Annotated in this window: 16 protein-coding genes; 7 read left to right on the top strand and 9 right to left on the bottom strand. The window is 50.9% G+C overall.

Features of this window, described 5'->3' with window-relative positions; all coding sequences use genetic code 11:
* The first annotated feature begins 220 nt into the window (after positions 1-220).
* Genes BM091_RS03030 through BM091_RS03010 form a run of 5 tightly spaced genes read left to right on the top strand, consistent with a single transcriptional unit; the run spans position 221 to position 6,155 of the window.
* Positions 221-1,678 (top strand): mechanosensitive ion channel family protein, encoded by a 1,458-nt coding sequence (locus tag BM091_RS03030; RefSeq protein ID WP_093393367.1) that lies wholly within the window; start codon positions 221-223, stop codon positions 1,676-1,678.
* Positions 1,665-2,753 (top strand): S1C family serine protease, encoded by a 1,089-nt coding sequence (locus BM091_RS03025; protein ID WP_093393366.1) that lies wholly within the window; start codon positions 1,665-1,667, stop codon positions 2,751-2,753. The genes BM091_RS03030 and BM091_RS03025 overlap by 14 nt, the downstream gene beginning before the upstream one ends.
* Positions 2,754-2,765: 12 nt before the next feature.
* The gene (gene gpmI, locus BM091_RS03020) at positions 2,766-4,442 is read left to right on the top strand and encodes a 2,3-bisphosphoglycerate-independent phosphoglycerate mutase (RefSeq protein WP_093393364.1); all 1,677 of its coding nucleotides are present in this window, start codon (positions 2,766-2,768) and stop codon (positions 4,440-4,442) included.
* 7 nt (positions 4,443-4,449) lie between these two features.
* Positions 4,450-5,655, top strand: coding sequence for an MFS transporter (locus BM091_RS03015; RefSeq protein WP_093393363.1), 1,206 nt, complete (start codon positions 4,450-4,452; stop codon positions 5,653-5,655).
* On the top strand, positions 5,652-6,155 hold the full coding sequence (locus tag BM091_RS03010; RefSeq protein ID WP_093393361.1) for a phosphatidylglycerophosphatase A family protein: 504 nt from the start codon (positions 5,652-5,654) through the stop codon (positions 6,153-6,155). The genes BM091_RS03015 and BM091_RS03010 overlap by 4 nt, the downstream gene beginning before the upstream one ends.
* On the opposite strand, the gene BM091_RS03005 is transcribed toward BM091_RS03010, so the two are convergent.
* Positions 6,132-7,013 carry a phosphorylase family protein gene (locus BM091_RS03005; RefSeq protein ID WP_177193456.1) on the bottom strand — a complete coding sequence of 294 codons (882 nt, stop codon included), beginning with the start codon at positions 7,011-7,013 and terminating at the stop codon, positions 6,132-6,134. The genes BM091_RS03010 and BM091_RS03005 overlap by 24 nt on opposite strands.
* Here BM091_RS03005 and BM091_RS03000 point away from each other — a divergent pair.
* Complete coding sequence (locus BM091_RS03000) at positions 6,972-8,111, top strand: glycosyltransferase family 4 protein (RefSeq protein WP_093393358.1); 1,140 nt, start codon at positions 6,972-6,974, stop codon at positions 8,109-8,111. The genes BM091_RS03005 and BM091_RS03000 overlap by 42 nt on opposite strands.
* Positions 8,108-9,274 carry a GNAT family N-acetyltransferase gene (locus BM091_RS02995; RefSeq protein WP_093393357.1) on the top strand — a complete coding sequence of 389 codons (1,167 nt, stop codon included), beginning with the start codon at positions 8,108-8,110 and terminating at the stop codon, positions 9,272-9,274. Before BM091_RS03000 ends, BM091_RS02995 begins: the two co-directional genes overlap by 4 nt.
* On the opposite strand, the gene BM091_RS02990 is transcribed toward BM091_RS02995, so the two are convergent.
* From BM091_RS02990 to BM091_RS02955, 8 genes are all read right to left on the bottom strand, one after another.
* Complete coding sequence (locus BM091_RS02990; RefSeq protein ID WP_245735230.1) at positions 9,262-10,911, bottom strand: DegT/DnrJ/EryC1/StrS family aminotransferase; 1,650 nt, start codon at positions 10,909-10,911, stop codon at positions 9,262-9,264. The genes BM091_RS02995 and BM091_RS02990 overlap by 13 nt on opposite strands.
* Positions 10,912-11,161: 250 nt before the next feature.
* Entirely contained in the window at positions 11,162-12,139 is a 978-nt protein-coding gene (gene murB / locus BM091_RS02985) for a UDP-N-acetylmuramate dehydrogenase (RefSeq protein ID WP_093393353.1), read from the bottom strand.
* Positions 12,136-13,542 carry a UDP-N-acetylmuramate--L-alanine ligase gene (gene murC / locus BM091_RS02980; RefSeq protein ID WP_342745444.1) on the bottom strand — a complete coding sequence of 469 codons (1,407 nt, stop codon included), beginning with the start codon at positions 13,540-13,542 and terminating at the stop codon, positions 12,136-12,138. The genes murB and murC overlap by 4 nt, the downstream gene beginning before the upstream one ends.
* 5 nt (positions 13,543-13,547) lie before the next feature.
* Positions 13,548-14,693, bottom strand: a complete 1,146-nt coding sequence (locus BM091_RS02975; RefSeq protein WP_093393352.1) for a peptidoglycan glycosyltransferase FtsW — start codon at positions 14,691-14,693, stop codon at positions 13,548-13,550.
* Positions 14,690-16,108, bottom strand: a complete 1,419-nt coding sequence (murD, locus tag BM091_RS02970; RefSeq protein WP_093393350.1) for a UDP-N-acetylmuramoyl-L-alanine--D-glutamate ligase — start codon at positions 16,106-16,108, stop codon at positions 14,690-14,692. Before murD ends, BM091_RS02975 begins: the two co-directional genes overlap by 4 nt.
* Entirely contained in the window at positions 16,105-17,511 is a 1,407-nt protein-coding gene (locus tag BM091_RS02965; RefSeq protein ID WP_093393349.1) for a UDP-N-acetylmuramoyl-tripeptide--D-alanyl-D-alanine ligase, read from the bottom strand. Before BM091_RS02965 ends, murD begins: the two co-directional genes overlap by 4 nt.
* A 159-nt stretch (positions 17,512-17,670) precedes the next feature.
* Positions 17,671-19,716 carry a 3-hydroxyacyl-CoA dehydrogenase NAD-binding domain-containing protein gene (locus BM091_RS02960; RefSeq protein ID WP_093393347.1) on the bottom strand — a complete coding sequence of 682 codons (2,046 nt, stop codon included), beginning with the start codon at positions 19,714-19,716 and terminating at the stop codon, positions 17,671-17,673.
* 15 nt (positions 19,717-19,731) lie between these two features.
* Positions 19,732-20,919 carry a thiolase family protein gene (locus BM091_RS02955; protein ID WP_093393346.1) on the bottom strand — a complete coding sequence of 396 codons (1,188 nt, stop codon included), beginning with the start codon at positions 20,917-20,919 and terminating at the stop codon, positions 19,732-19,734.
* Positions 20,920-20,922: the final 3 nt, after the last annotated feature.

Raw genomic sequence — 20,922 nt, 5'->3', positions numbered from 1 at the left:
ACGGCTTGCCTTCCGGTTATTCCGGTTTTTCCCCGGGAGATATACCGTTAACGGTAAGAAAACTCGAAATCTCCCTGTCTGAGTCCACTATTACTTTCAGGAATAAGCCGGTTATTCCAATATATACCGACCCCCTGTTATTTTGCCGCTCTCTTTCGATTTTTGATATTATGCCGGGGAAGCCCGGAAAACTATCGAAGTGAATGACGAGGAGGAAAAAATGAGAAGCTCCTCTGGACGCGGCAAGCTACGGTGTTTACTCGTGATGTTGACATTTCTGCTGGTACTGGCAATAACCTCTGGCGCAAACTCTACCGTCGGTTCTCCCGGAGCCCTTACCGGAGAAAGAAGCCAGAACGGAGAACAACCCCAGCCAATTCCGCTTCTACCCCTTAAAGAAAAAGTAACCCCCGTGGAAACCCAGAAGATAGATGTAGCAGGCAAGAAGCTGGGTCAGACAATAGACCTGATCGGCAGGAAAGCGGCAAAGCTTTTGGGCCCCTGGGTAAACACCACTCTCTTTCTGGGAATAACCTGGCTTAAGCTGCTGGTGTGTTTTCTCCTGATTTTCCTTGTTATCGTCCTGGAGAGGTTTATTCGATTCCTGATAAATCGGCGGATCAGAAGACTCCGTGATGCCGGACGGGATACATCGTGGCACTTCCTTGCTTTGCAGACCGTCCAGGCTCCTCTGTCTCTGTTTATATGGGTTTACGGAGTATATGGGGCTATTTCTCCTTTGTTTTCACACTTTCAGCGCCCTGACGGGTCAAACCCTGTGCATTTCACGGCGAGCCGCATAGCAGACATCGGAGGGCTGGTAACAGTTTTATGGATTTTGTACCGCCTCATAAAATTCGTCGACCTGCGCCTTTACAATTGGGCAAAGAGCACCGGTAACTCCATAAACCTGATGATTGCCCCTCTGGTTGGGCGGGCACTTCGAGTCTTCATGATCATTATAGGCTCAATAATGCTTCTTCAGGCCCTGACCGGCGTCGATCTTGCCCCCCTCATAGCCTCACTGGGAATAGGCGGACTTGCCCTTGCCCTTGCCGCCAAAGGTTCGGTCGAGAATTTCTTCGGAACCCTCACCATACTTCTGGATCAGCCTTTTCAGGTCGGTGACAGGATTATCGTAGAGGGCTTTGACGGGGTTGTAGAAGAAGTGGGTTTCCGAAGCATACGGCTCAGAACCCTAACGGGACATCTCGTGACGGTTCCGAACGATAGAATTGTGACTTCATCGATAGAAAACATAAGCAAAAGGCCGCACATAAGGTGGCTCACCAACATCACCATTACCTACGACACACCTCCCGAGAAGGTACGGCGGGCCGTGGAAATTCTGGAGGACATACTAAGGGATCACGAAGGAATGCACCCCGATTTCCCGCCCAGGGTTTTCTTCAACGGCTTCAACGACTGGAGCCTGAACATAATGGTTATTGCCTGGTATCACCCGCCAGATTACTGGGCCTATCAGGCGTGGCTTCAGAAAACCTGCATGAAGATACTGGAAGAGTTTGAGAAGGAAGGAATCGAGTTTGCCTTTCCTACGAGGACGGTATATCTTGCCCACGATGAGAGACGTCGGCTGGCTCTTTCGGTAATCATGGGAGATAATCCGGTTACGAAAGAAGACCAAATTGGAGGCGACAAAAATGAAACTTCCTAAGGTCACGGCGACTATCGGGATTTTCGGTTTTTTTGTCGCATTGACCGTTCAGGCCTGGGCCTATACCAGAGATGAAGAAAACAACATGGAGCTTTACGAACGGCTGGCTCCCGGAGTGGTGAACATAACCAGCACCATTCTGGAGAGGGATTTCTTTTTCAATATAATTCCCAAAAAAGGCGTCGGTTCCGGAGTTGTAATAGACAAAAGAGGCTATATAGTTACCAACCATCACGTAATAGAAGATGCCAGTAAACTCGAGGTTACCCTTGCTAACGGAGAAAAATACACGGCCAGACTCGTAGGATCTGACCCCGATACGGACGTTGCCGTAATCAAGATAAATGCGCCGCCTTCGGAGCTGGTGGTCATACCCATGGGTGACTCGGATAACCTGAAGGTGGGCCAGAAAGTCCTGGCCATAGGAAATCCTTTTGGGCTGGGTCAGACTTTGACCACCGGGGTTATAAGCTCTCTCGGAAGATCCCTCAGATCGCCTACAGGCGCTCTTGTCGAGAACGTTATCCAGACGGATGCCTCCATAAACCCGGGCAACTCGGGAGGGCCGCTAATAGACTCTTCAGGACGCATGATAGGCATAAATACGGCCATCTTCAGTCCCACAGGGGCAAATGTGGGCATAGGCTTCGCCATTCCCGTAAATACCGTAAAAAGGGTCGTGGAAGAAATAATCGAAAGGGGCTATTATGCCCATCCCTGGTTGGGGGCGACGCTGCTTACCCTCTTTCCCGACGTGGCCGAGGCCCTTCACCTTCCCGTTCGCCGCGGGGTTATGGTGGTTGAGGTTGTTCCAGGTAGCCCCGCGGACAGAGCCGGACTCAGAGGCGGAAATATGCAGGCTCAGGTAGGCAATTACCTGCTTCTCGTCGGAGGCGACATAATCATCAGGGTGGAAGGAAAAGAGACGGCTCAGGCAGAGGACGTTATACGAATCATCCGGCGTTACCGCCCGGGAGATAGGGTCAGAATGGACATCGTCAGATGGGACGGATCCAGAGAGCGGGTAACGGTTGTACTCGGTGAGCGTCCCAGAACGAATCGATACAGATGGTAAAGGGGGGCAGGCATGGCAACCCGAGAGTTTTTAATACTTCCACAGAGAAGACCAGGTCCTCTGGTGATAGTGATCATGGACGGTATAGGATACCGTGAGGATGTGGAAGGCAACGCCTTTCGTTTAGGATACACCCCTCACTTCGACTGGCTGTGGAATAACTGCCCTCGCACTCTTCTCAAGGCGCACGGCACGGCCGTGGGACTGCCTTCCGACAAAGACATGGGAAATTCCGAAGTCGGGCACAACGCCATAGGAGCCGGCCGTGTCTATGCTCAGGGAGCCCGTCTGGTTAATGAAGCAATCGATTCGGGCAGGCTTTTCAGGGGGAAAGGCTGGCGCTACGTTGTTGACTTCTGTAAAGAACACAACGGGGCTCTGCACTTTATAGGGCTGTTCTCGGACGGCAACGTCCACAGTCACATAGACCATCTGAAAAAAATGATAGAATACGCGGCAAAAACAGAGGGGATACGGAAAATCCGGATACACATCCTGCTCGACGGTCGTGATGTAGGGGAAACCTCTGCTCTGGATTACGTCATTCCCTTTGAAGAATTTCTGAAAAAGATCAGGGCTGAAACGGGAGCAGACTGCCGCATTGCCAGTGGCGGAGGTCGCATGGTCATAACCATGGACCGTTACGAAGCTAACTGGAAAATGGTGGAACTGGGCTGGAAGACCCACGTTGCGGGCGAGGGACGACGGTTTCGTTCTGCTCAGGAAGCCATAGAGACCTATCGGAAGGAAATCCCGGGCGTCATAGACCAGGATATTCCCCCCTTTGTGATTGCCGACGAAAAGGGTGAACCCGTGGGACCGATAAGGGACGGGGACGGAGTGATCTTTTTCAATTTTCGAGGAGATCGGGCGATAGAGATTTCCCGGGCCTTCGAAGAGGAAAATTTTACGGCCTTCGAGCGGGTCCCACGGCCGAAAGTTGCCTTCGCCGGTATGATGGAATACGACGGAGACCTTCATATTCCCAAAACCTACCTCGTGGAACCCCCGCATATATCCGACACCATGGGCGAGTTATTGTGCCGGCGGGGAATCAGGCAGATGGCCATTGCCGAAACTCAGAAATTCGGCCACGTAACCTACTTCTGGAACGGGAACAGATCGGGCAAGTTCGACGAAAAGCTGGAAACTTACACAGAAATCCCTTCGGACATCGTCCCCTTTGAGCAGCGCCCGTGGATGAAAGCTGCAGAAGTAACGGACAGGCTATTAGAAGGAATAAGATCCGGCAGTTACGACCTCATTCGTGTAAACTACGCCAATGGGGACATGGTGGGACACACGGGAATTCTACAGGCGGCCGTCATAGCGGGCGAAACCGTGGACCTGTGTCTCGGGCGAATTATCCCGGCCATAGAGGAGACCCGGGGAATTCTGATCGTAACGGCCGATCACGGCAACCTGGAAGAAATGTTTGAAAGAGACAAAAAGACCGGACAGATAGTAAGAGATGAACAGGGCAGACCCAAGGCCAAAACGGCTCACACTCTAAATCCCGTGCCCTTCATAATCTACGACCCGGCAGGGAAAGAAAAAATTAAATTCAACCCCCGTGTGAAAACCCCGTCTTTAACCAACATCGCCGCAACCTGCTTCCAGCTTCTGGGGCTTGAGCCACCGGAAATATACGATCCGCCTTTGCTCATATTCGAAGATAAGGGAAACTGAGGTGGTCATGAGCACCGGTCGAAACCCATTCGGTTCCTTCCGTTTGCTCCTTTTTCCGTTGTGCTGTTTTCTCTTCACCGCCACTTTCTGGATGATGATGGCCTTTCTTCCCATCTATCTCACAAACCTCGGCGTTGCCGGAAATCATCTTGGATTCATCCTGGGCATGTACCCCCTGGCAGGACTGGGTTTTATAATCCCTTTCGGAGTCCTGGCCGATCGCCTCAGCCCCAAAAAAGTCCTTTACGCCGGCGCGTCGTGCATGCTTATCCACATTGTCATGCTGAAGTTTGCCCTTGCAGAATGTTTAATTTTCTTCGCAACCTTCGTGGGGGGGTTGGGATTAAACATATTCCAGACCGTTCTTTTTGCCCTCTACCTTAAGGTAATCCCCGAAGATCACCGGGGACTAAGGGTGTCGATTTTTCAGATGGGTTTCTTTCTGGGCTTCGGCGTCGGCCCACTTATAGGAGGCTATCTCTGGAATTCGGGAGGTTACGACCTCATCCTAAAAATATCGACATACGTCTTTCTGGTATTAATAGTTTGTTACGCTCTCCTTCCGGAAGGCTCCATAAACCGATTTTCCTGGAGTGAGTATCGGGAAGACGTCTTTCAAAAGAAGACTCTGCTATTTCTGGCCGTATACTTCGTTTACGCACTCCACTTTGGGGTAGAACACACAGGGTTTTCAATGCTGATGAAGAAAGAGTTACTCTTCAGCGCCCGTGAAATCGGTCTGGTTTATTTGGCCGTCGGCTTATGGATGACACTCCTCGCTCCCTTAACGGGTCATCAGTTCGACATACATCCCCGCATTACGCCTTTTCTGGTAGGCGGTATGGTGGTATCATCGGTTTTCCACATCGCCACGGCCTTTGCCGACTCGGTAAACCGTATGATTCTCGTAAGAATCCTGCACACCCTCGGCGACAGTCCGGTGATTTTCGCAACAGGCTTACTGACCTCCACCCTTTTCCCCCAAAGGAGACTTGGAGGCAATTCTGCCGTCGTGCAAACGGTCAGAACCGTCGGTGTGTTCACGGGAAATGCCATGACCGGAATCATTGCATCCTATACGGGATACGGCGGCGCCTTCATCTATACCGGAATCTTCTTTTTGATGTCTGCTATACTGTTTCTGCCCTTCGTTTACGCATACTTTGACGCTCCCCGTGGGAAAAACCTTCCCGTGTCGGATAGTCCCACATGAACTGCAACTTCGGGAAAACCGTAAGCAAGTCGTTAAGCATACTGGCCGCTTCGGCCGGTGGCGCGGGTTTTCTGCCTCGAATGCCCGGAACATGGGGAACTGCAGTGGCTATTCCCATCGTGGTATGGGGCTACGAAACCTTCAAAAGCCCTGCAGCATTCAGATTTTTTATCCTGACCTGGCTATTGTTGGTATGCCTGATCTCGGCATTAGTGCTCCCGGAAGTACAAAAACTGTGGAAGGAAACCGACCCCACAAGGTTCGTTCTGGACGAAGTCGCAGGATTTCTGGTAGTTCCCCTGATTACCGGCGATAAACTTCACATATCCGTGCTTCTCATCCCGGGCTTCCTGCTCTTTCGCCTTTTTGACATTTCAAAACCCCCGGGTGTCAGGCACTTTGACAGAATGAAAGGCACTTTTTGCGGGGTTATGGGAGACGACATAGTAAGCGGCCTCTATGCCGGCTTCATACTTCTAATCCTTGGCAAGCTGATCTGAGTCACCCATTATTCTCGGCGGCTCGATAGAGGTCAGATCCGCCAATGGAAGCCTCAATACCGCAAGAACGGCTTCTTTTAGTACGGCCGCCGCTTTGGCAGATCTTCGAAAATACCTGAAGAAAGAAACAATCACCCCGGGATCGCCGAAGGCGTACGACAGGACACGTCTTATAGAAACGAAGCCCGACGAGTCTATAAGTCGATTAACTTCAAAGGGTATTTCGTCGTCGGGACCGTCCGTTTTTGCCCGAAGGCAAATAAAGGGAAGACCGAAAAGGGAAGCCACCAAAGCCGTAAAATAGGATTCCATATCAAGAATCGACGGGGCAGTGTCTTTAGTGGCTATAAACTTTTTCGGCACATAAACGGGCACACTTATTGCTTGACACACGGTGCCTCCATATGCGGCAAGGGTTTTTATTACCGAAGACGGCAGAGTTAACGAAAGCACGGGCAGTGGTGACGAGGAGTGGTATCCGGGGGGGCGGAAAATCGTGGGAATGTAAAGACCCGAGTCACTGTGAGATGCGGTAAGTTCTCCGCAAAACCCAAAGGAAATCAGGAGATCGGGGCGAAGGTGGTTGAGAATGCGCAACCCGTGCCTAAACCAGAAATTCGGACCCATGCCGGTTGCAACAAGTACACAGTGGCGGCATACATTTTCTTCTGATGACTTAGGGTGAGACGTAAGGTATGTTTCATAAACGGGTATGTTGCCGAGAATTGTCCGGGAGGTGTCGAAAATTGTCTTCAACGGTCTGTATTCCTCTGGTATTGCGGCGGAAACCAGTATTGTAGGGGGTTGTTTCCTGCGATGGAGGAAAGGCTTAAAATCCTGCATCTCTTTACACATCATGCTCTCACCCGGGGAGGTGCATTTCAAGGGCTGAACCTTGCTACTATGCAACAAAAAAGAGGCCACCTTGTAACCTGTATTTTCCACAGGCAACCCTTCCGCGACGTCCACAGCACGTTAAGGCAAGCTTTCCCATTCAAGATCCGGCACATGAACATGAAAAACCCCTCTTCCTACCTTCAACTCGCCCGATTTGTTAAAGAAGAACAGATAGACATAATACACTGCCACAGGAATCTTGCACTTCTTTTTGGATACTTTTCAACGCGAGTTTTATTAAGGACGTCGGCACATGTCCTTATTATCAACAGGGGAACCACCTATCCCTTGCCGGATCCCGTAACCCGCCGGGTCTTCCGCTCCGATGGGCTTGATCACATAATTGCGGTCAGCAAAGCGGTAAAGGACGTTCTGGTAAGAGAAGAAGGTATTTCAGAGGAAAAGATTTCCGTAATCTACGGCAGTTATGACGCATCACGATTCAGCCCAAACATCGATAGTTCCGGCTTTCGGAGAGAGCTCGGGTTGTCGGACGGCGTGCCTCTTGTCGTGTGCGTTGCCGCGGTGGACAGGCGAAAAGGGCTTGAGTACTTCATCAGCGCCGCTCACAGGGTAAAAAAAGTTTTTCCCGAGGCCAAATTCTGCGTGGTCGGTAACGTGGACGACAGGGAATACTATCTTCGTCTGCTTGCCGAAAGAGATAAGCTGGGTCTCGGCGATTCACTTCTCTTTACGGGACACAGAAAGGACGTTCCCACAATTCTTGCGGCCTGCAGTCTATCCGTTTGCGCATCCGTTGAAGGAGAAGGCATAACCGGAGCAATCAGAGAGTCGCTTGCCATGAAAAAGCCCGTCGTTACGACGGAGGTTTCCGGGAATTCGGAAATCGTAATAAAGGGGGAAACAGGCTGGGTAGTTCCGCCTTCCAGCGGCGAAAAGTTGGCCGAAGCCATCATCGAAGCCCTGTCAAATCCAGACGAAGCGGAGAGGCGTGCTACAAAAGGCTATGAGCTGGTCAAAAGGCTATGTTCCCCTGAAACCCGCTACCGGCAGGTCTTTAACCTGTACAGAAAGCTACTTATGGAGAAAAGAAAATGATGAAGCCTATGATCGCCGATTTACTATCTTCACCTGTGCAGGCCGGATTAAAGTTCAAGATATTCTCAAGCGTTAAAGAGATAAGCCCCCATGAATGGAATCGGCTTACCGACCACCTGGCTCCGATGATGGAGTGGGAATATTTTTACATCCTTGAAGAATCCCGTTGCGTGGGCGAGGAACGCCGTTATCAGCCTTTCCACATTGCTCTCGTTGACAGGAAGGATAACATCATAGCCATTGCACCCTTTTTCGAAAGAACCGATTCTGCCTTTGAATTCGGCATATCGGGACTTATGGCCGAAGTTTCGGCCATAACCAGAATACCCTTTGAAAAGGGCCTTGTGGGCACCATTCCCTTTACGCCTGTTCCGGCCTATTCATTTCTGACCCCCACCAGAAACTCAAAAGACCTGCAACACATTGTGCGCCTTTTTCTGCGCTACATAGACTATCTGTGCGAAATCTACGGCTTCATGTCGGTGAGGCTCTACTTTGTGGACCCCCTTTTAAACGAAATGCAACCCCTTCTGGCTCAATTCGGATACGTCCAGCTTATAACTCAACACTTTATGTGGCACAATCACTACGCCAGCTTCGAAGAATTCCTTCGGAGTCTTGGCTCTCACAAGCGTCGCAACGTCCGACGGGAGTTGAGAAAGCTTAATGAAATGGGAATACACATATCCATGCAACCGGGCTCCAGGGTTGACGAAAAGATTTTCGATCAGATGTACGGCCTCTACCTCAGAACATGGAAAAAACACATGCCGCCCTGGATTCGACCTTACCTTAACCGCCAGTTCTTTATCCTGTTAAGGCCTTTTTTCAGAGATCGCTGTGCCTTTTCCATTGCAACCCGCGGGAGCGATACCAAAGGAATGGCCATATTCTTCGAGAAAAACGAAAAACTCTACGGGCGTTACTGGGGGAGCTTTGAACACGTACCTTACCTGCACTTCGCCACCTGCTACTACATACCCTTTATGTATGCCATTGAAAAAGGCATCAAAATGTTCGATCCTGGCTTCGGAGGCTACCATAAAGAGATTCGCGGTTTTGAATACGTCCCGGCCTATCACTTCGTCAAATTCTTCGGCCCTTCGAGACACCTCGGCTACATGGCGCTGGAAAATGTGGTAACCCGGAATTACGAAATATGACGGATTGAAGCTTCTATAATCCCTGCAACTTTTTCCATAACCTCGGGCCCGAGATAGGGGTGGAACGGCAGAGCCAGGACCCGTTCCGAAAGCCATTCGGCAACAGGGAAATCGCCCTTCTTATAGCCAAGACGGGAAAAAGCCGGCTGCAGATGAAGCGGAACAGGATAGTAAACGGCACAGGGTATCCCTGCGGAATTCAGGGCTCTCCTAACCTTATCCCTGACTTCTTTACGCTCAAAGACGACGCAATATTGAGCCCAGGCACTCTCCGTAAGTTCCGGCAGGGCTACTTGAGGAATTCTGACACCGGGCAGGTTACCTATAAGCCTTGAGTACTCTTCCGCTACTTTCCTCCTGAGGCCCAGTTCTTCTTCAAAAATTTCGAGTTTGGCCAGAAGGATCGCCGCCTGAAGCGTATCCATTCTCGCATTTAAGCCCACTCTCAGGTGCTCGTAAGCACCCAAACCCTGACCGTGATCCCTGAGGGACCTCACCACGTCGGCGTACTCATCGAAGTCTGTAAAAACTGCTCCGCCGTCCCCATAGCAACCCAGAGGTTTTGCGGGAAAAAAGGAGGTGCACGCCAAATCACCGAAACTACAGGCTCTGCGCCCTTTTCGCCGGGCACCAAAGGCCTGAGCCGCATCCTCGATCAGAAGAAGACCGTAACGATCGGCAATGACTCTTATTCTGTCATAGTCACAGGGCACGCCGAACAAATCAACGGTTATTACGGCCCGCGCTTTCAGGTCTCCGGACTCAGGAAGGGGATAATCAATTCCTCCTTCACTGAGGGATTTTACCGCCTTAACAAGCTGATTCGGGTCGATGAGAAAGTTTACCGGATCCACGTCAACGAATACCGGCGTAGCCCCAAGAAGTGCTATAGCTTCCGCCGTTGCAAAAAAAGTAAAGGGACTTGTAAAAACCGCATCCCCGGGGCCGATCCTCAGGGCAAGCAAACTCAAAAGAATGGCATCGGTCCCGCTGGAACAGGCAATACAGTGCCTGACACCCACATACTCCGCCAGCTTATGCTCCAGCTCAGAAACCTCGTCCCCCCTGACGTACCTGCCGTGCATGAGAACCCGAAAGATATTTTTCTCCAGGGATGCCCTTATTCGATCCTGCTGACTCCTGAGATCAACAAAGGGCACAGGGACCGTCGTCACGGTACCATCCAGATATTCGGTAAATTCGTCAATTGTAATCCACAACCCGGAAGAAGCAGGTTTTTCCAGATGTTCCACACAAAGGGCTTTTGCTTCCGGGCCAAGGCGGTCAAGAGAAAGTAACACCTGCCTGACATAAGGATCTACCGAGTCATTGCAAATGGAAAAAGCATCTTCAGAAAGCGCAGCTAGAGGTTTCGCATACTCAAGGATTCTGCCCACCAGCCTTTTAAACTCCAACCCCCTACCCTTCGACAACCACCTTTCAAAAAGAGCATTCAGAATACCCAGATGCACCCAAATCCTTATGCCTTTACGGCCTGCTTTCTCAAGGATACGCCATCCTTTGAAGTCGAGAGAACTAAAGAGGGCCTCAAGACAATCCATCGATAGGACCACTTCGCTTATTCGCCGATTTTCCGAAGAATTAGACATATTCCCACTTCGCCTGAAAATGTTCACCGCCTTTCGTCTCTTTTGAAAAACAACATAAATGCCGATATCGGTAGATCATCAAGTCTAATCGCCCTTCTGCTTTTAGGCAATGAGCATATATGCCGCCCACAAAGTTAAAAGTATGAATAAAACTAAAGTTCACCACAGGTCTTTAATATTTTCAGTTTTACTACAGACAACCCGTTATTAGCCTGCAGTTACAAAGCTCACCGTAATACAATCGCGATTTCTACAGCGAACCACAACAGATGTAACATCACATCGTTTCATCCTCATGCCAGATCTCCAGTTCTTCTTGAAGCACCAATCCAAACTCATCAAAAACCCTTTTCTTAACCATCTCAATCAAACTGAGTACTTCTTTTGCCGTGGCTCGACCTCGATTTATAATCCAGTTTGCGTGCTTGGCACTTATCTCGGCATCTCCTATTCTGACTCCCTTCAGAGCGCATTTATCGATTAGATATCCTGCGCTAAGGTTTTGAGCAGGGTTACGGAAAACGCATCCTGCGGATGGATAACCTAAAGGCTGCTTTTCGAGCCTTTCTTTCATGATAGACTTAACTTTCAGACGAACTTTATCGGGACGAGAACGTAAAAGCCTGAAGGTCGCGGATACCACCACCCCGGACTCCGGAATGTCGGCGTGTCTATAGGAAGGCCTGCAATCTTTCATGTAATCAAGGACATGGTATTTTCCTTCAGAGTCTATAACTTCCACGGTCTCGACAACATCACCCATACAACCCCTTTGAGTCCCTGCATTCATTTTCACGGCTCCGCCTACCGTAGCAGGGATGCCGGCCAGAAACTCACAACCCGAAAAGCCCATCCTGACACACCAGGAGATAAGTGTTTTGGTCTTAAGACCCCCATGCACCCTCACGATAACATTACCGTCGTCTCGATAAGCCAGGCCGTCATTCGCAGTTTCACGGAAAAAGTCATCCACCTTTGCCGCTTCAAGTTTAACCACCAACCCCCGCACCCCCCCGTCGGAAACGAGAAGATTGCTTCCACCGCCCATTATCTTTATGGGCAACCCGTTGGTCTTACAAAAACTCATGATTTTTGCCACATCATCGGGATAAAAAACTTCAACAAACAGATCCACGGGGCCGCCGATCCTGAAGGTAGTATGCCTGCTCAAAGGTTCTCTTTGAAGGCACCTCACCCGTTGCAGTCTGTCTTTTTCAACCATCTGTATGAATTCTTTCAGTGCCGGCTCAATCATCGCGGTTCTTGACGCCTTAGCCTCAAAAGGAGTTCTTCACCGACCTTCCAGACATTCCCCGCCCCCAGAGTTATAACCATGTCCCCGGAGGTTATACTATCCACTACCTCCTGTAAAAGCTCCTCAAGGGACGGTCTGAACCTGAATATTCGATCACCGTCTCCGAAGGATTCCCTCTTTATCTTTTCCGCAAGAAATTCACCCGTTATTCCCGGTATGGGTTTTTCCCCTGCAGGGTAAATATCGCACATGAAAAGAACATGACATCTACGAAAGACTCTGGCGAACTCGTCGGCCAATGCCCTGGTTCTCGTATAACGATGGGGCTGGAAAACCACGACTTTTCGCCTTTCCGGGAAATACTCCTCCAGTGTTTCCAGGACTGCCTCAATTTCGGTAGGATGATGACCGTAATCGTCTATCACCGTGATACCCTTTACATCTCCTTTGATCTGAAGCCTTCTCTGAACCCCGGTAAACCGCTCTAACCCTTTTCCAATCTCCTCCCAGGAAAGGCCCAGCTCTCGACCAACCGCAACGGCCGCAAGAGAATTCAAAACATTATGTCTTCCCGGTACGCTAATTCTGAACGAACAAACAACCCTGCCGTTCCACTCAAGATCGTAAACGCTTCCGAAACCTTCGGCCCGTAAGTTAAGAGCCCGATAATTGGCTCCTTCACGAAATCCGTAAGTTACGTAGCGCCTCTTGAGGGCCGGCAGAACCCTTGTGGCCACCCATTCGTTGTCACAGCAAAGAACGGTAAGACCGTAGAAAGGCACCCGATTGGCGAACTGAATAAAGGAGTCAACGATGTGGTCAATATCCCGGTAATAGTCCAGATGTTCTCTGTCTATGTTGGTAATCACGGCTATGGAAGGACTGAACAGCAGAAAGGTCCCATCGCTCTCGTCGGCTTCGGCCACGAAAAATTGACCGGCTCCCATCTTGGCGTTGGTTCCCCAGGCATTGAGTTTTCCTCCAATAACAACCGTGGGATCCAGACCCGACTCACACAGAAGAGTGCCTATCATAGAAGTAGTCGTCGTTTTGCCATGGGCGCCGGCAACAAGAATTGAATGTTTCATCCTCATGAGTTCGGCAAGCATTTCGGCACGGGGTATAACCGGCAAGCCCGGCGTGTTCAGAGCCGCAACCATTTCGGGATTATCGGCCCTAACGGCCGAAGAAAAAACGACCACTTCGGCTCCCTCTATGTTTCCCGGATCGTGACCGATTCTCACATCCGCTCCGAGCTCCCTGAGTCTCAAAGTCGTATCGCTTTCACGTATGTCAGAACCGGACACCTCATATCCCATATTCAGAAGAACCTCGGCTATGCCGCTCATACCGATTCCGCCGATTCCTATAAAGTGAACGCGCCGAAAAGACGGATACCTGATCACACCTACCCCTTCTTTCTAAGGTATATTTCTTCTCTGATCAGCCTGAGCCACAACCCCATAAGAACACCCGTTGCAACGGTATGCGATCCCCCGTATGAAAGAAAGGGCATCGGCAACCCCTTTGTGGGTAATAGCCCGGTTACGACCGCACCGTTAGCAACGACCTGAACCGCCAGCAAAGCGTAAAGCCCCGTTGCGAGTAGCCTGTTTCTGTCGTCTTCTATCCTTTTCATAACGGAAAAGAGTACCCAAAAGAGCACGGCGAAAAGAAAAATCAGCAAAAAAATCCCCGCGAAACCCAGTTCGTGGCCTGCAACGGCGACTATAAAGTCCGTGAACGGCTCAGGAAGATATCGAAGCTTCTGAAGACCACTCCCAAGCCCTTGCCCGAAAAGTCCCCCCGATCCAAGAGCAATCCAGGACTGAATAATCTGATACCCCTGATCCTGAGCATGCTGCCAGGGGCTGTAGGTCGCAATTACTCTCTGCCAGCGGTAATCTACACGGTACACAAAGAAGTAACCCACCACCGCCGCAACAACAACATAAACCGCAAAATGCCTCCAGGGAACACCTGCCGCTGCGAGCATAACCACCGTTAAAACACCCACGAGTACTGCATTACCGAAATCCGGTTCTGCCAGAATAAGCCCCGAAATAATCGCCATGAAGATCGTATAAAATACGAGACCTCTCCAGAAATTACCCAGTTTGGCTCCGTGGCGATAAAGAGCATCGGCAAGATAAATTGCCCACACAAGCTTTGCATATTCGGAAGGCTGAAAATGGAAACCACCGAAAAGCACATACCACCTGCAGGCATTATTGTAGCACCTTCCAACTCCCGGAATTAAAAGGCCTGTGAGCAGGATAACAACAACCACAATGCCCACTCTGGAGAGCCTGTACCATACCCTCAGCGGCACCAGGGACACCAGAAACATGGAAACAAAAAAACCGACTGTAACGAAAAGATGTCGCAGAAGGTAAGTCGTTGAAGCACAATCTTCTTTAAAACCACAGGCTTCGAGGGCATAAGGGGCACTTGCCGAATACACCAGAACCAAACCGATGGAAAGAAGAATCGTGCACAACACCACAATGTATTCAGCGTAGGGCGGCAATTCCCCGACCTTATTGCCTTTCACGACCCCGGCTTCCCTTCTATAAGATTCTTTACGAGGGCTTTGAAATGATCTCCCCTTTCCGCATAATTCCGATACCTATCAAAAGAGGAACAGGCCGGCGACAGCAGTACGATGTCGCCGGGTCTGGCTTTCCTTAAAGAAACAAGGAAAGCTTCTTCAAGATCTTCAACCTTTGTTACTTCAAACCCGCAATTCTCGAAAAACCCGTAGATGCGGTCACGAGCCTCACCAAAGCACAGGACCCCACGACACTTCAACTTTGCCGCCTGAACCAGCTTATCGTACGAACCGCCCTTGTCCCGACCTCCAACCAGAAGCCACAGGGGTCTATCAAAAGCCTCCAGGGCTTTCACCGTCGCATCGACATTCGTGGCCTTCGAGTCATCGTAAAAGTCAATGCCCTTCCAGGATCCTACCCATTCAAGGCGATGGCTTCCGGGTCGAAACTCCGTAAAAACCCGTTCGATACAGCCGGTGGGAATTCCGAGAAGGAAGCAGCAAAGTGCCGCAGCCGCAAAGTTCTCGTGGTTATGCCTGCCCAGCACGCGAGCCCGTGAAAAATCGAAGATCCATTCTTCGCTGGTACCGGGAAATAACCGCAAAGCCGAAGCCGAGATTACGGCATCTCCTTTTCTGCTCCGGCCAGTCCAGAACAGACACCCTCTGTCAGGAGCATATCGCACTATTACCGGGTCATCTCCGTTAAGCACCGCCCTACCACCCGAACTCACAGCCTTCCAGGCGACGCTCATCTTCGAACGGGCGTAGGAATCAAAAGAATCATACCTATCAAGATGATCTTCCGATATGTTAAGAACCACGGCCACACGAGGCGAAAAACTTTTTGCCGTATCCAGTTGAAAACTGCTTACCTCAAGAACAATCACGTCCACGGAGGCCTCAGGCTTGCAGATAAAACTGCTGAGGGGTTCTCCTATGTTTCCGCCGACAAAAACCCGATCGGCACCGAAATATTCCCGGCACACACTCCCGATCAGTTCCGTTGTCGTTGTCTTCCCGTTCGTTCCCGTAACGGCTACAACGGGTACCCGGGGTTCAAGATTTCGCCAGGCCCACTCAAGCTCACCGATTACTTCCAACCCCCTTTTGCCGGCTTCCAGAACCCCCGGATGGTTCAACGGAACACCGGGGCTAACTATAACGGTATCCCCGGCCGAAAGTTCCCCCAGCAGTTCCGCTATCCCTTCCCTGCCACACACGACGCGACAGCCCAGAGAACGCAGCTCACGATAAATCCCGGGCTTTGATTTCTCCAGTTCCTGATCGTCATAGGCGATTACATTACAAAAGCCCTTCTGAAAAAGAGCTTTACATGCGAAAAAACCGGAAACCCCAAGTCCCAGAACGACAAACCGACTCCCAAAGTTTTTCTTAGGCCTTTCCCCCGGTTTCATCTTCGACCTTCGATCAGCTTCTCGACGACCCTTTCCATGGTCATGCTACGGGATCCTTTAACGAGGATGACGGCTCCAGATTCTACCATTTCCATCACCTTTGCAGCCGCTTCCTCGTGAGACCCGGCGTGGACCCATGCTTTCCTACGACTTCCTTCAACATCCTCCAGCATCTTTTTCGCCATTTCACCCAGGGTTACAATCAGAACAGGTTCAAAACTTACGAGAAAAAGTCCTACCTCCTTATGAAGCCTTTCCGCCTCGGCACCCAGTTCTTTCATATCTCCCAGGACTGCCACGAAATTTCGCCCGACTTTTCTCGCAACCTGAGCCACCGTCTCAATCGCCTTTTTCACAGATCCGGGGTTAGCATTGTAGGTATCGTCCACAAGCACGGTCCCGTCCTTAAGGTTATGAACGTTCATTCTGTGGGGCGCCGGCCGCCACATCCGAAGCTTTTCTGCGGATGCCCGGAGATCGATACCGAAATGGACCCCAACGGCCACGGCCGCCAGAGCGTTTACCACATAATGATCGCCCCATACGGGAAGATTGACTTCTGCCCGCTGTCCTCCGAAGCGAACGGGAAAAGACGTACCGGAAACATCCAGTCTGACCGAAGCCTTCCCACCCGGAACCCACACATCGGCATCTGCTTCCAGACCGAAGGAAACCGATGGAACCTTCAAAATAAGCTCCGCTTTCGAAAGCCTCGGATCATCTCTGTTTACAACGGCCAAACCGTCCGGAGGCAAAGCATTCCAGAGCACCGTCTTTTCTCGAAAAACCCCATCTTCCGAACCGAACCCTTCCAGATGAGCGGGCTGAATGTTGGTAATAACACCCACGTTGGGCTCGGCAATCCTCACAAGTTCGGACATCTCACCCGGATGATTAACACCGAGCTCCAGCACCGCTGCATTCGATTGATCGGGCATTTCCAGTATCGAAAGAGGTACTCCGATGTCGTTGTTCCAGTTTCCCGGGTTTTTCCAAACGCGGAACCTGTTCTCAAGCACGGAAGCTATCATTTCTTTTGTGGAGGTTTTGCCGTTTGATCCCGTAACACCCACCACAGGACCCGAGAACCTCTGGCGCCTGTAAATGGCAAGTCGGGCCAGGGCGCTCCTGGTATTTTCGACTTTGATGAAACAGGCCTCGGCCGTTAAAGGCAGCACATCTCTGTCCACAATGACCGCCTTTGCGCCCTTTTTCACCGCCTCTTCAACGAAATCGTGACCGTCAAAGCGTTCTCCCCTGAGAGCAACAAAGACCGAACCGGGCTTCAAAGTGCGCGTGTCCGTGCTGATGAAGTTGAAGACCTCTGATCCGTCACCGGCGCCTGATCCCTGAATCAGCCTACCTTCCGTTGCCTGCAAAAGGTCGGCAAGCCTCCACTGCATAACGTACACCTCCGGAGCTTTGCAGAATCGACTTTTTTCTAGCACATTTCCCGGAACAAACGAAATCTTCTTTGAGGAAACGAAAGGGGGGTCGGGATCCGGAAGTCCCGACCCCCCTTTCTAAGAGGAGGGAACCATGAGCACGAAACGGGGCCTGGCTTAAACGCTGAAAAACACCTTCTGCAGGACCCGTGGGGTTATGCCGGCCATATCAAGGTACATTGTTATCCCGCCCATAAAGAAAGGCCATCCTGCACCCATGATCATGGCCAGATCCACATCCCTGGAGCTTTGCACAACGCCCTCCTGGAGTATCAGGTCAATTTCACGGGCAAGATTTTCGAGGCAGATGTCTCGAATCTCCTCATCAAGAAATTCTCTATTGTCCACCCTTACCCACATCTTCTCTATTTCCGGATCAACCTTCTTGGTTTTGCCCGACTGGATGTAGATGGAGCGTTTCCCGGCATCGACAATCCGCTTCAGATTCTGATTGAGCGGAAAACGTTCGGGGCTGAGATGGTAATGAAGCGTTTCATTAACATGATAGGCAACGGCCGGGCCGACGAGCGCCAGCAGATCAAAGGGAGCCATCGGAAGCCCCAGAGCCAGCAGTGCGTTGTCAACCTGCTGGAAGGACGCTCCCTGATCGACCATGCTAAGGCAGTCCACCATCATCTTGGTAAGCAGACGGTTTACGAGAAAGGCCGGAGAATCCTTAACGAGGATGCCCGTCTTTTTGAGTTTTTTCGCAAGATCAAATGCCGTCGCAAGGGTCACGTCGTTGGTCTTCGGAGTTTTTATGACTTCTATTAGAGGAAGAACCGCCACAGGATTAAAGAAGTGGAATCCCACAACCCTTTCCGGATGTTTGAGATCTGCTCCCATTTCCGTAACGCTTAAGGAAGATGTATTGGTCGCCAGGATACAATCGGGTCTGACAACCTGTTCCACTTCCGCAAAGACCTGCTTCTTCACGCTCATTTCTTCGAAAACGGCTTCTATCACGAAGTCACAATCGGCAAAGTCGCCGTAGTCAAGGGTGCCTTTGAGGAGACTCGTCAGGTAGCGGGCTCTTGCTTCCGTAATCCTGCCTTTCTGAGCCATCTTCTGGAATTCAGAGGCAACATAGGCACACCCCTTATCGACAAACTCCTGTTTGATATCTTTCATGACCACGGGAACACCCAGTCGATAGATGAAGAGATGGGCAAGCTGAGAAGCCATGAGCCCGGCTCCCAGAATTCCCACTTTGTTTATTTTCATGGGTTTGGCATCGGGTATGCCTTTGACCTTCTTGGCATAGCGGTTGACCAGATCGAAAGCGTAGATGGAGCACTTGCACTGGCGGCTTTTAATCAGATCCCCCAGGGCCTTGTTTTCTTCTTCAAAACCCCATTCGATATCGTTGGAACAGACGCCTTCAATGATCTCCAGCGCTCTGTAGGGAGCCGGTGCCGCCCCGTGAACCTTGCTGTCAATAAACTCCCGGGCCTGCTTGACCACCGTTTTAACGGCATTCATCTTCGTTTCGGGCCTTTCAACCTTGACCTTTCCGGAAATTATGTCCTGAAGAAAGAGAAGTGACTCATCCAGAAACTCGGCACCGTCAAAAAGTCGATCTGCAAGGCCCATTTCGTAAAGTTTCGTACCGTCTATCATTCTGTTCTGATTCAAGGCGTTGTAGATTATCAGCTCAACGGCCTTTTCGGGTCCCACGAGCTTTGTCGTAAGAGTACATCCACCCCAGCCGGGAACCAGTCCTATGAAGCATTCAGGAAAGCCGATAGCCTGAGCACTTCTGGATACCGTTCTGTAGTCGCAGTAAAGGGCAATCTCGAGACCACCACCCAGAGCCACACCGTTTATCGCGGCAACGGTGGGAAAGGGCAGGTCCATTATCCTCTTGAAGGTATCGTGCCCTGCCTTGGCGACGGCATAGCCCTGCTCAAAGGTCGTTATGAAGGGGACCTGTGTGAGGTCGGCTCCTGCGGCAAAAATGTATGGTTTACCCGTAAGGAGAAGCCCTTTAACGTCCTTTTCGACAAGGACCGTATTGATCGCTTTATTTAGAGACTCGAGAGCCCCTTCGTTAAAAACATTCGGCTTTTTGTAATCCTCTCCGTTGTCCATCGTAACGATAGCTATTTTACCCACAGGCGAATTGTAAAACCTTACATAAAATTGAGTAATAGGCTCGGCCATCTTTATCCCCTCCGATTATTTTGCCATGAGGTTTTCCCAGATAACGGCTCCACCCTGCCCAAGGCCAACACACATCGTGGCAAGGCCGTACCTTACGTCAGGGCGCTCCTGAAAGAGATGCATGAGATGAATCATCAGCCTTGGGCCGGACGCAGCGAGGGGATGACCAAATGCAATTGCTCCTCCCCAGGGGTTCAGCCGCTCGTCATCGGGCGCCTTGAGGCCGAATTCCTTCATGAACACAAGGCACTGTACTGCAAAGGCTTCGTTAAGCTCAATGATTCCAATGTCGTTAAAAGACAGGCCGGTGCGCTGAAGCACCTTCTTCGTCGCAGGTATCGGCCCCAGACCCATTACCTCGGGATGGACACCTGCATAGGCATAACCCACAAGCCGCATTTTCGGCTGAATTCCCAGTTCCTTCGCCTTTTCGGCAGACATAAGGAGTACGCCGGCAGCACCGTCGTTAAGACCCGAAGAGTTTGCCGGCGTAACCTTTCCCATCACACGGAAAGGAGTTCTGAGATTTTTCATACCCTCAAGCGTCACATCCGGTCGAAGCTGCTGGTCGTGATCGGCAACGACCCATCCCTGCTTGGTATAAACCGTCATCGGAACAATGGTTTTTTGAATTTTCCCTTCTTCGTAAGCCTTGGCGGCCTTCTTGTGAGACCAATACGCGTATTCATCGGACATTTCTTTTGTTATTTCGGGAAACATGTCGTGCAGATTCTCGGCAGTTTTTCCCATAACGAGGGCATCTTCGGATACGATCCTCTCGGTAAGAAAGCGCGGATTGGGATCGGCCGTTGCCCCCATGGGATGATGGCCCATGTGCTCAACTCCGCCAGCAATGGCAATATCACAGGCTCCCAGTGCTATTTCCGATGCCGCACAGGTCACGGCGGTCATCCCGCCGGCACACATCCTGTCAACGGCAAAACCTGAGCATTCCACGGGCAACCCTGCCAGGATGGCCGTTGTACGGCCTATAGTAAGACCCTGATCGCCTTCCTGAGTAGTCGCTCCCCAGACGTTTTCTTCCACCATTTCCGGCTTTACCTGAGGATTTCGCCTCAAAAGCTCGCGAATTACCTTTACCACCATGTCATCGGCTCTGGTGTTCCAGAAAAACCCGTCTTCCTTTGCCTTCCCGAAAGCCGTCCTTATTCCGTCAACCAAAACTACTTCTCTTGCTTTCATGAG

Origin of the sequence: Thermodesulforhabdus norvegica, from assembly GCF_900114975.1 — a bacterium.
GTDB classification, from domain to species: domain Bacteria; phylum Desulfobacterota; class Syntrophobacteria; order Syntrophobacterales; family Thermodesulforhabdaceae; genus Thermodesulforhabdus; species Thermodesulforhabdus norvegica.
This window is presented reverse-complemented; position numbering and strand designations above follow the sequence as displayed.

Excerpts from the sequence above, each read along its gene's own strand:
- BM091_RS03030 (WP_093393367.1), top strand. The coding sequence starts at position 221 with ATGAGAAGCTCCTCTGGACGCGGCAAGCTACGGTGTTTACTCGTGATG.
- BM091_RS03025 (WP_093393366.1), top strand. The coding sequence starts at position 1,665 with ATGAAACTTCCTAAGGTCACGGCGACTATCGGGATTTTCGGTTTTTTT.
- gpmI (WP_093393364.1), top strand. The coding sequence starts at position 2,766 with ATGGCAACCCGAGAGTTTTTAATACTTCCACAGAGAAGACCAGGTCCT.
- BM091_RS03015 (WP_093393363.1), top strand. The coding sequence starts at position 4,450 with ATGAGCACCGGTCGAAACCCATTCGGTTCCTTCCGTTTGCTCCTTTTT.
- BM091_RS03010 (WP_093393361.1), top strand. The coding sequence starts at position 5,652 with ATGAACTGCAACTTCGGGAAAACCGTAAGCAAGTCGTTAAGCATACTG.
- BM091_RS03000 (WP_093393358.1), top strand. The coding sequence starts at position 6,972 with ATGGAGGAAAGGCTTAAAATCCTGCATCTCTTTACACATCATGCTCTC.
- BM091_RS03005 (WP_177193456.1), bottom strand. The coding sequence starts at position 7,013 with ATGATGTGTAAAGAGATGCAGGATTTTAAGCCTTTCCTCCATCGCAGG.
- BM091_RS02995 (WP_093393357.1), top strand. The coding sequence starts at position 8,108 with ATGATGAAGCCTATGATCGCCGATTTACTATCTTCACCTGTGCAGGCC.
- murB (WP_093393353.1), bottom strand. The coding sequence starts at position 12,139 with ATGATTGAGCCGGCACTGAAAGAATTCATACAGATGGTTGAAAAAGAC.
- murD (WP_093393350.1), bottom strand. The coding sequence starts at position 16,108 with ATGAAACCGGGGGAAAGGCCTAAGAAAAACTTTGGGAGTCGGTTTGTC.
- BM091_RS02965 (WP_093393349.1), bottom strand. The coding sequence starts at position 17,511 with ATGCAGTGGAGGCTTGCCGACCTTTTGCAGGCAACGGAAGGTAGGCTG.
- BM091_RS02960 (WP_093393347.1), bottom strand. The coding sequence starts at position 19,716 with ATGGCCGAGCCTATTACTCAATTTTATGTAAGGTTTTACAATTCGCCT.
- BM091_RS02955 (WP_093393346.1), bottom strand. The coding sequence starts at position 20,919 with ATGAAAGCAAGAGAAGTAGTTTTGGTTGACGGAATAAGGACGGCTTTC.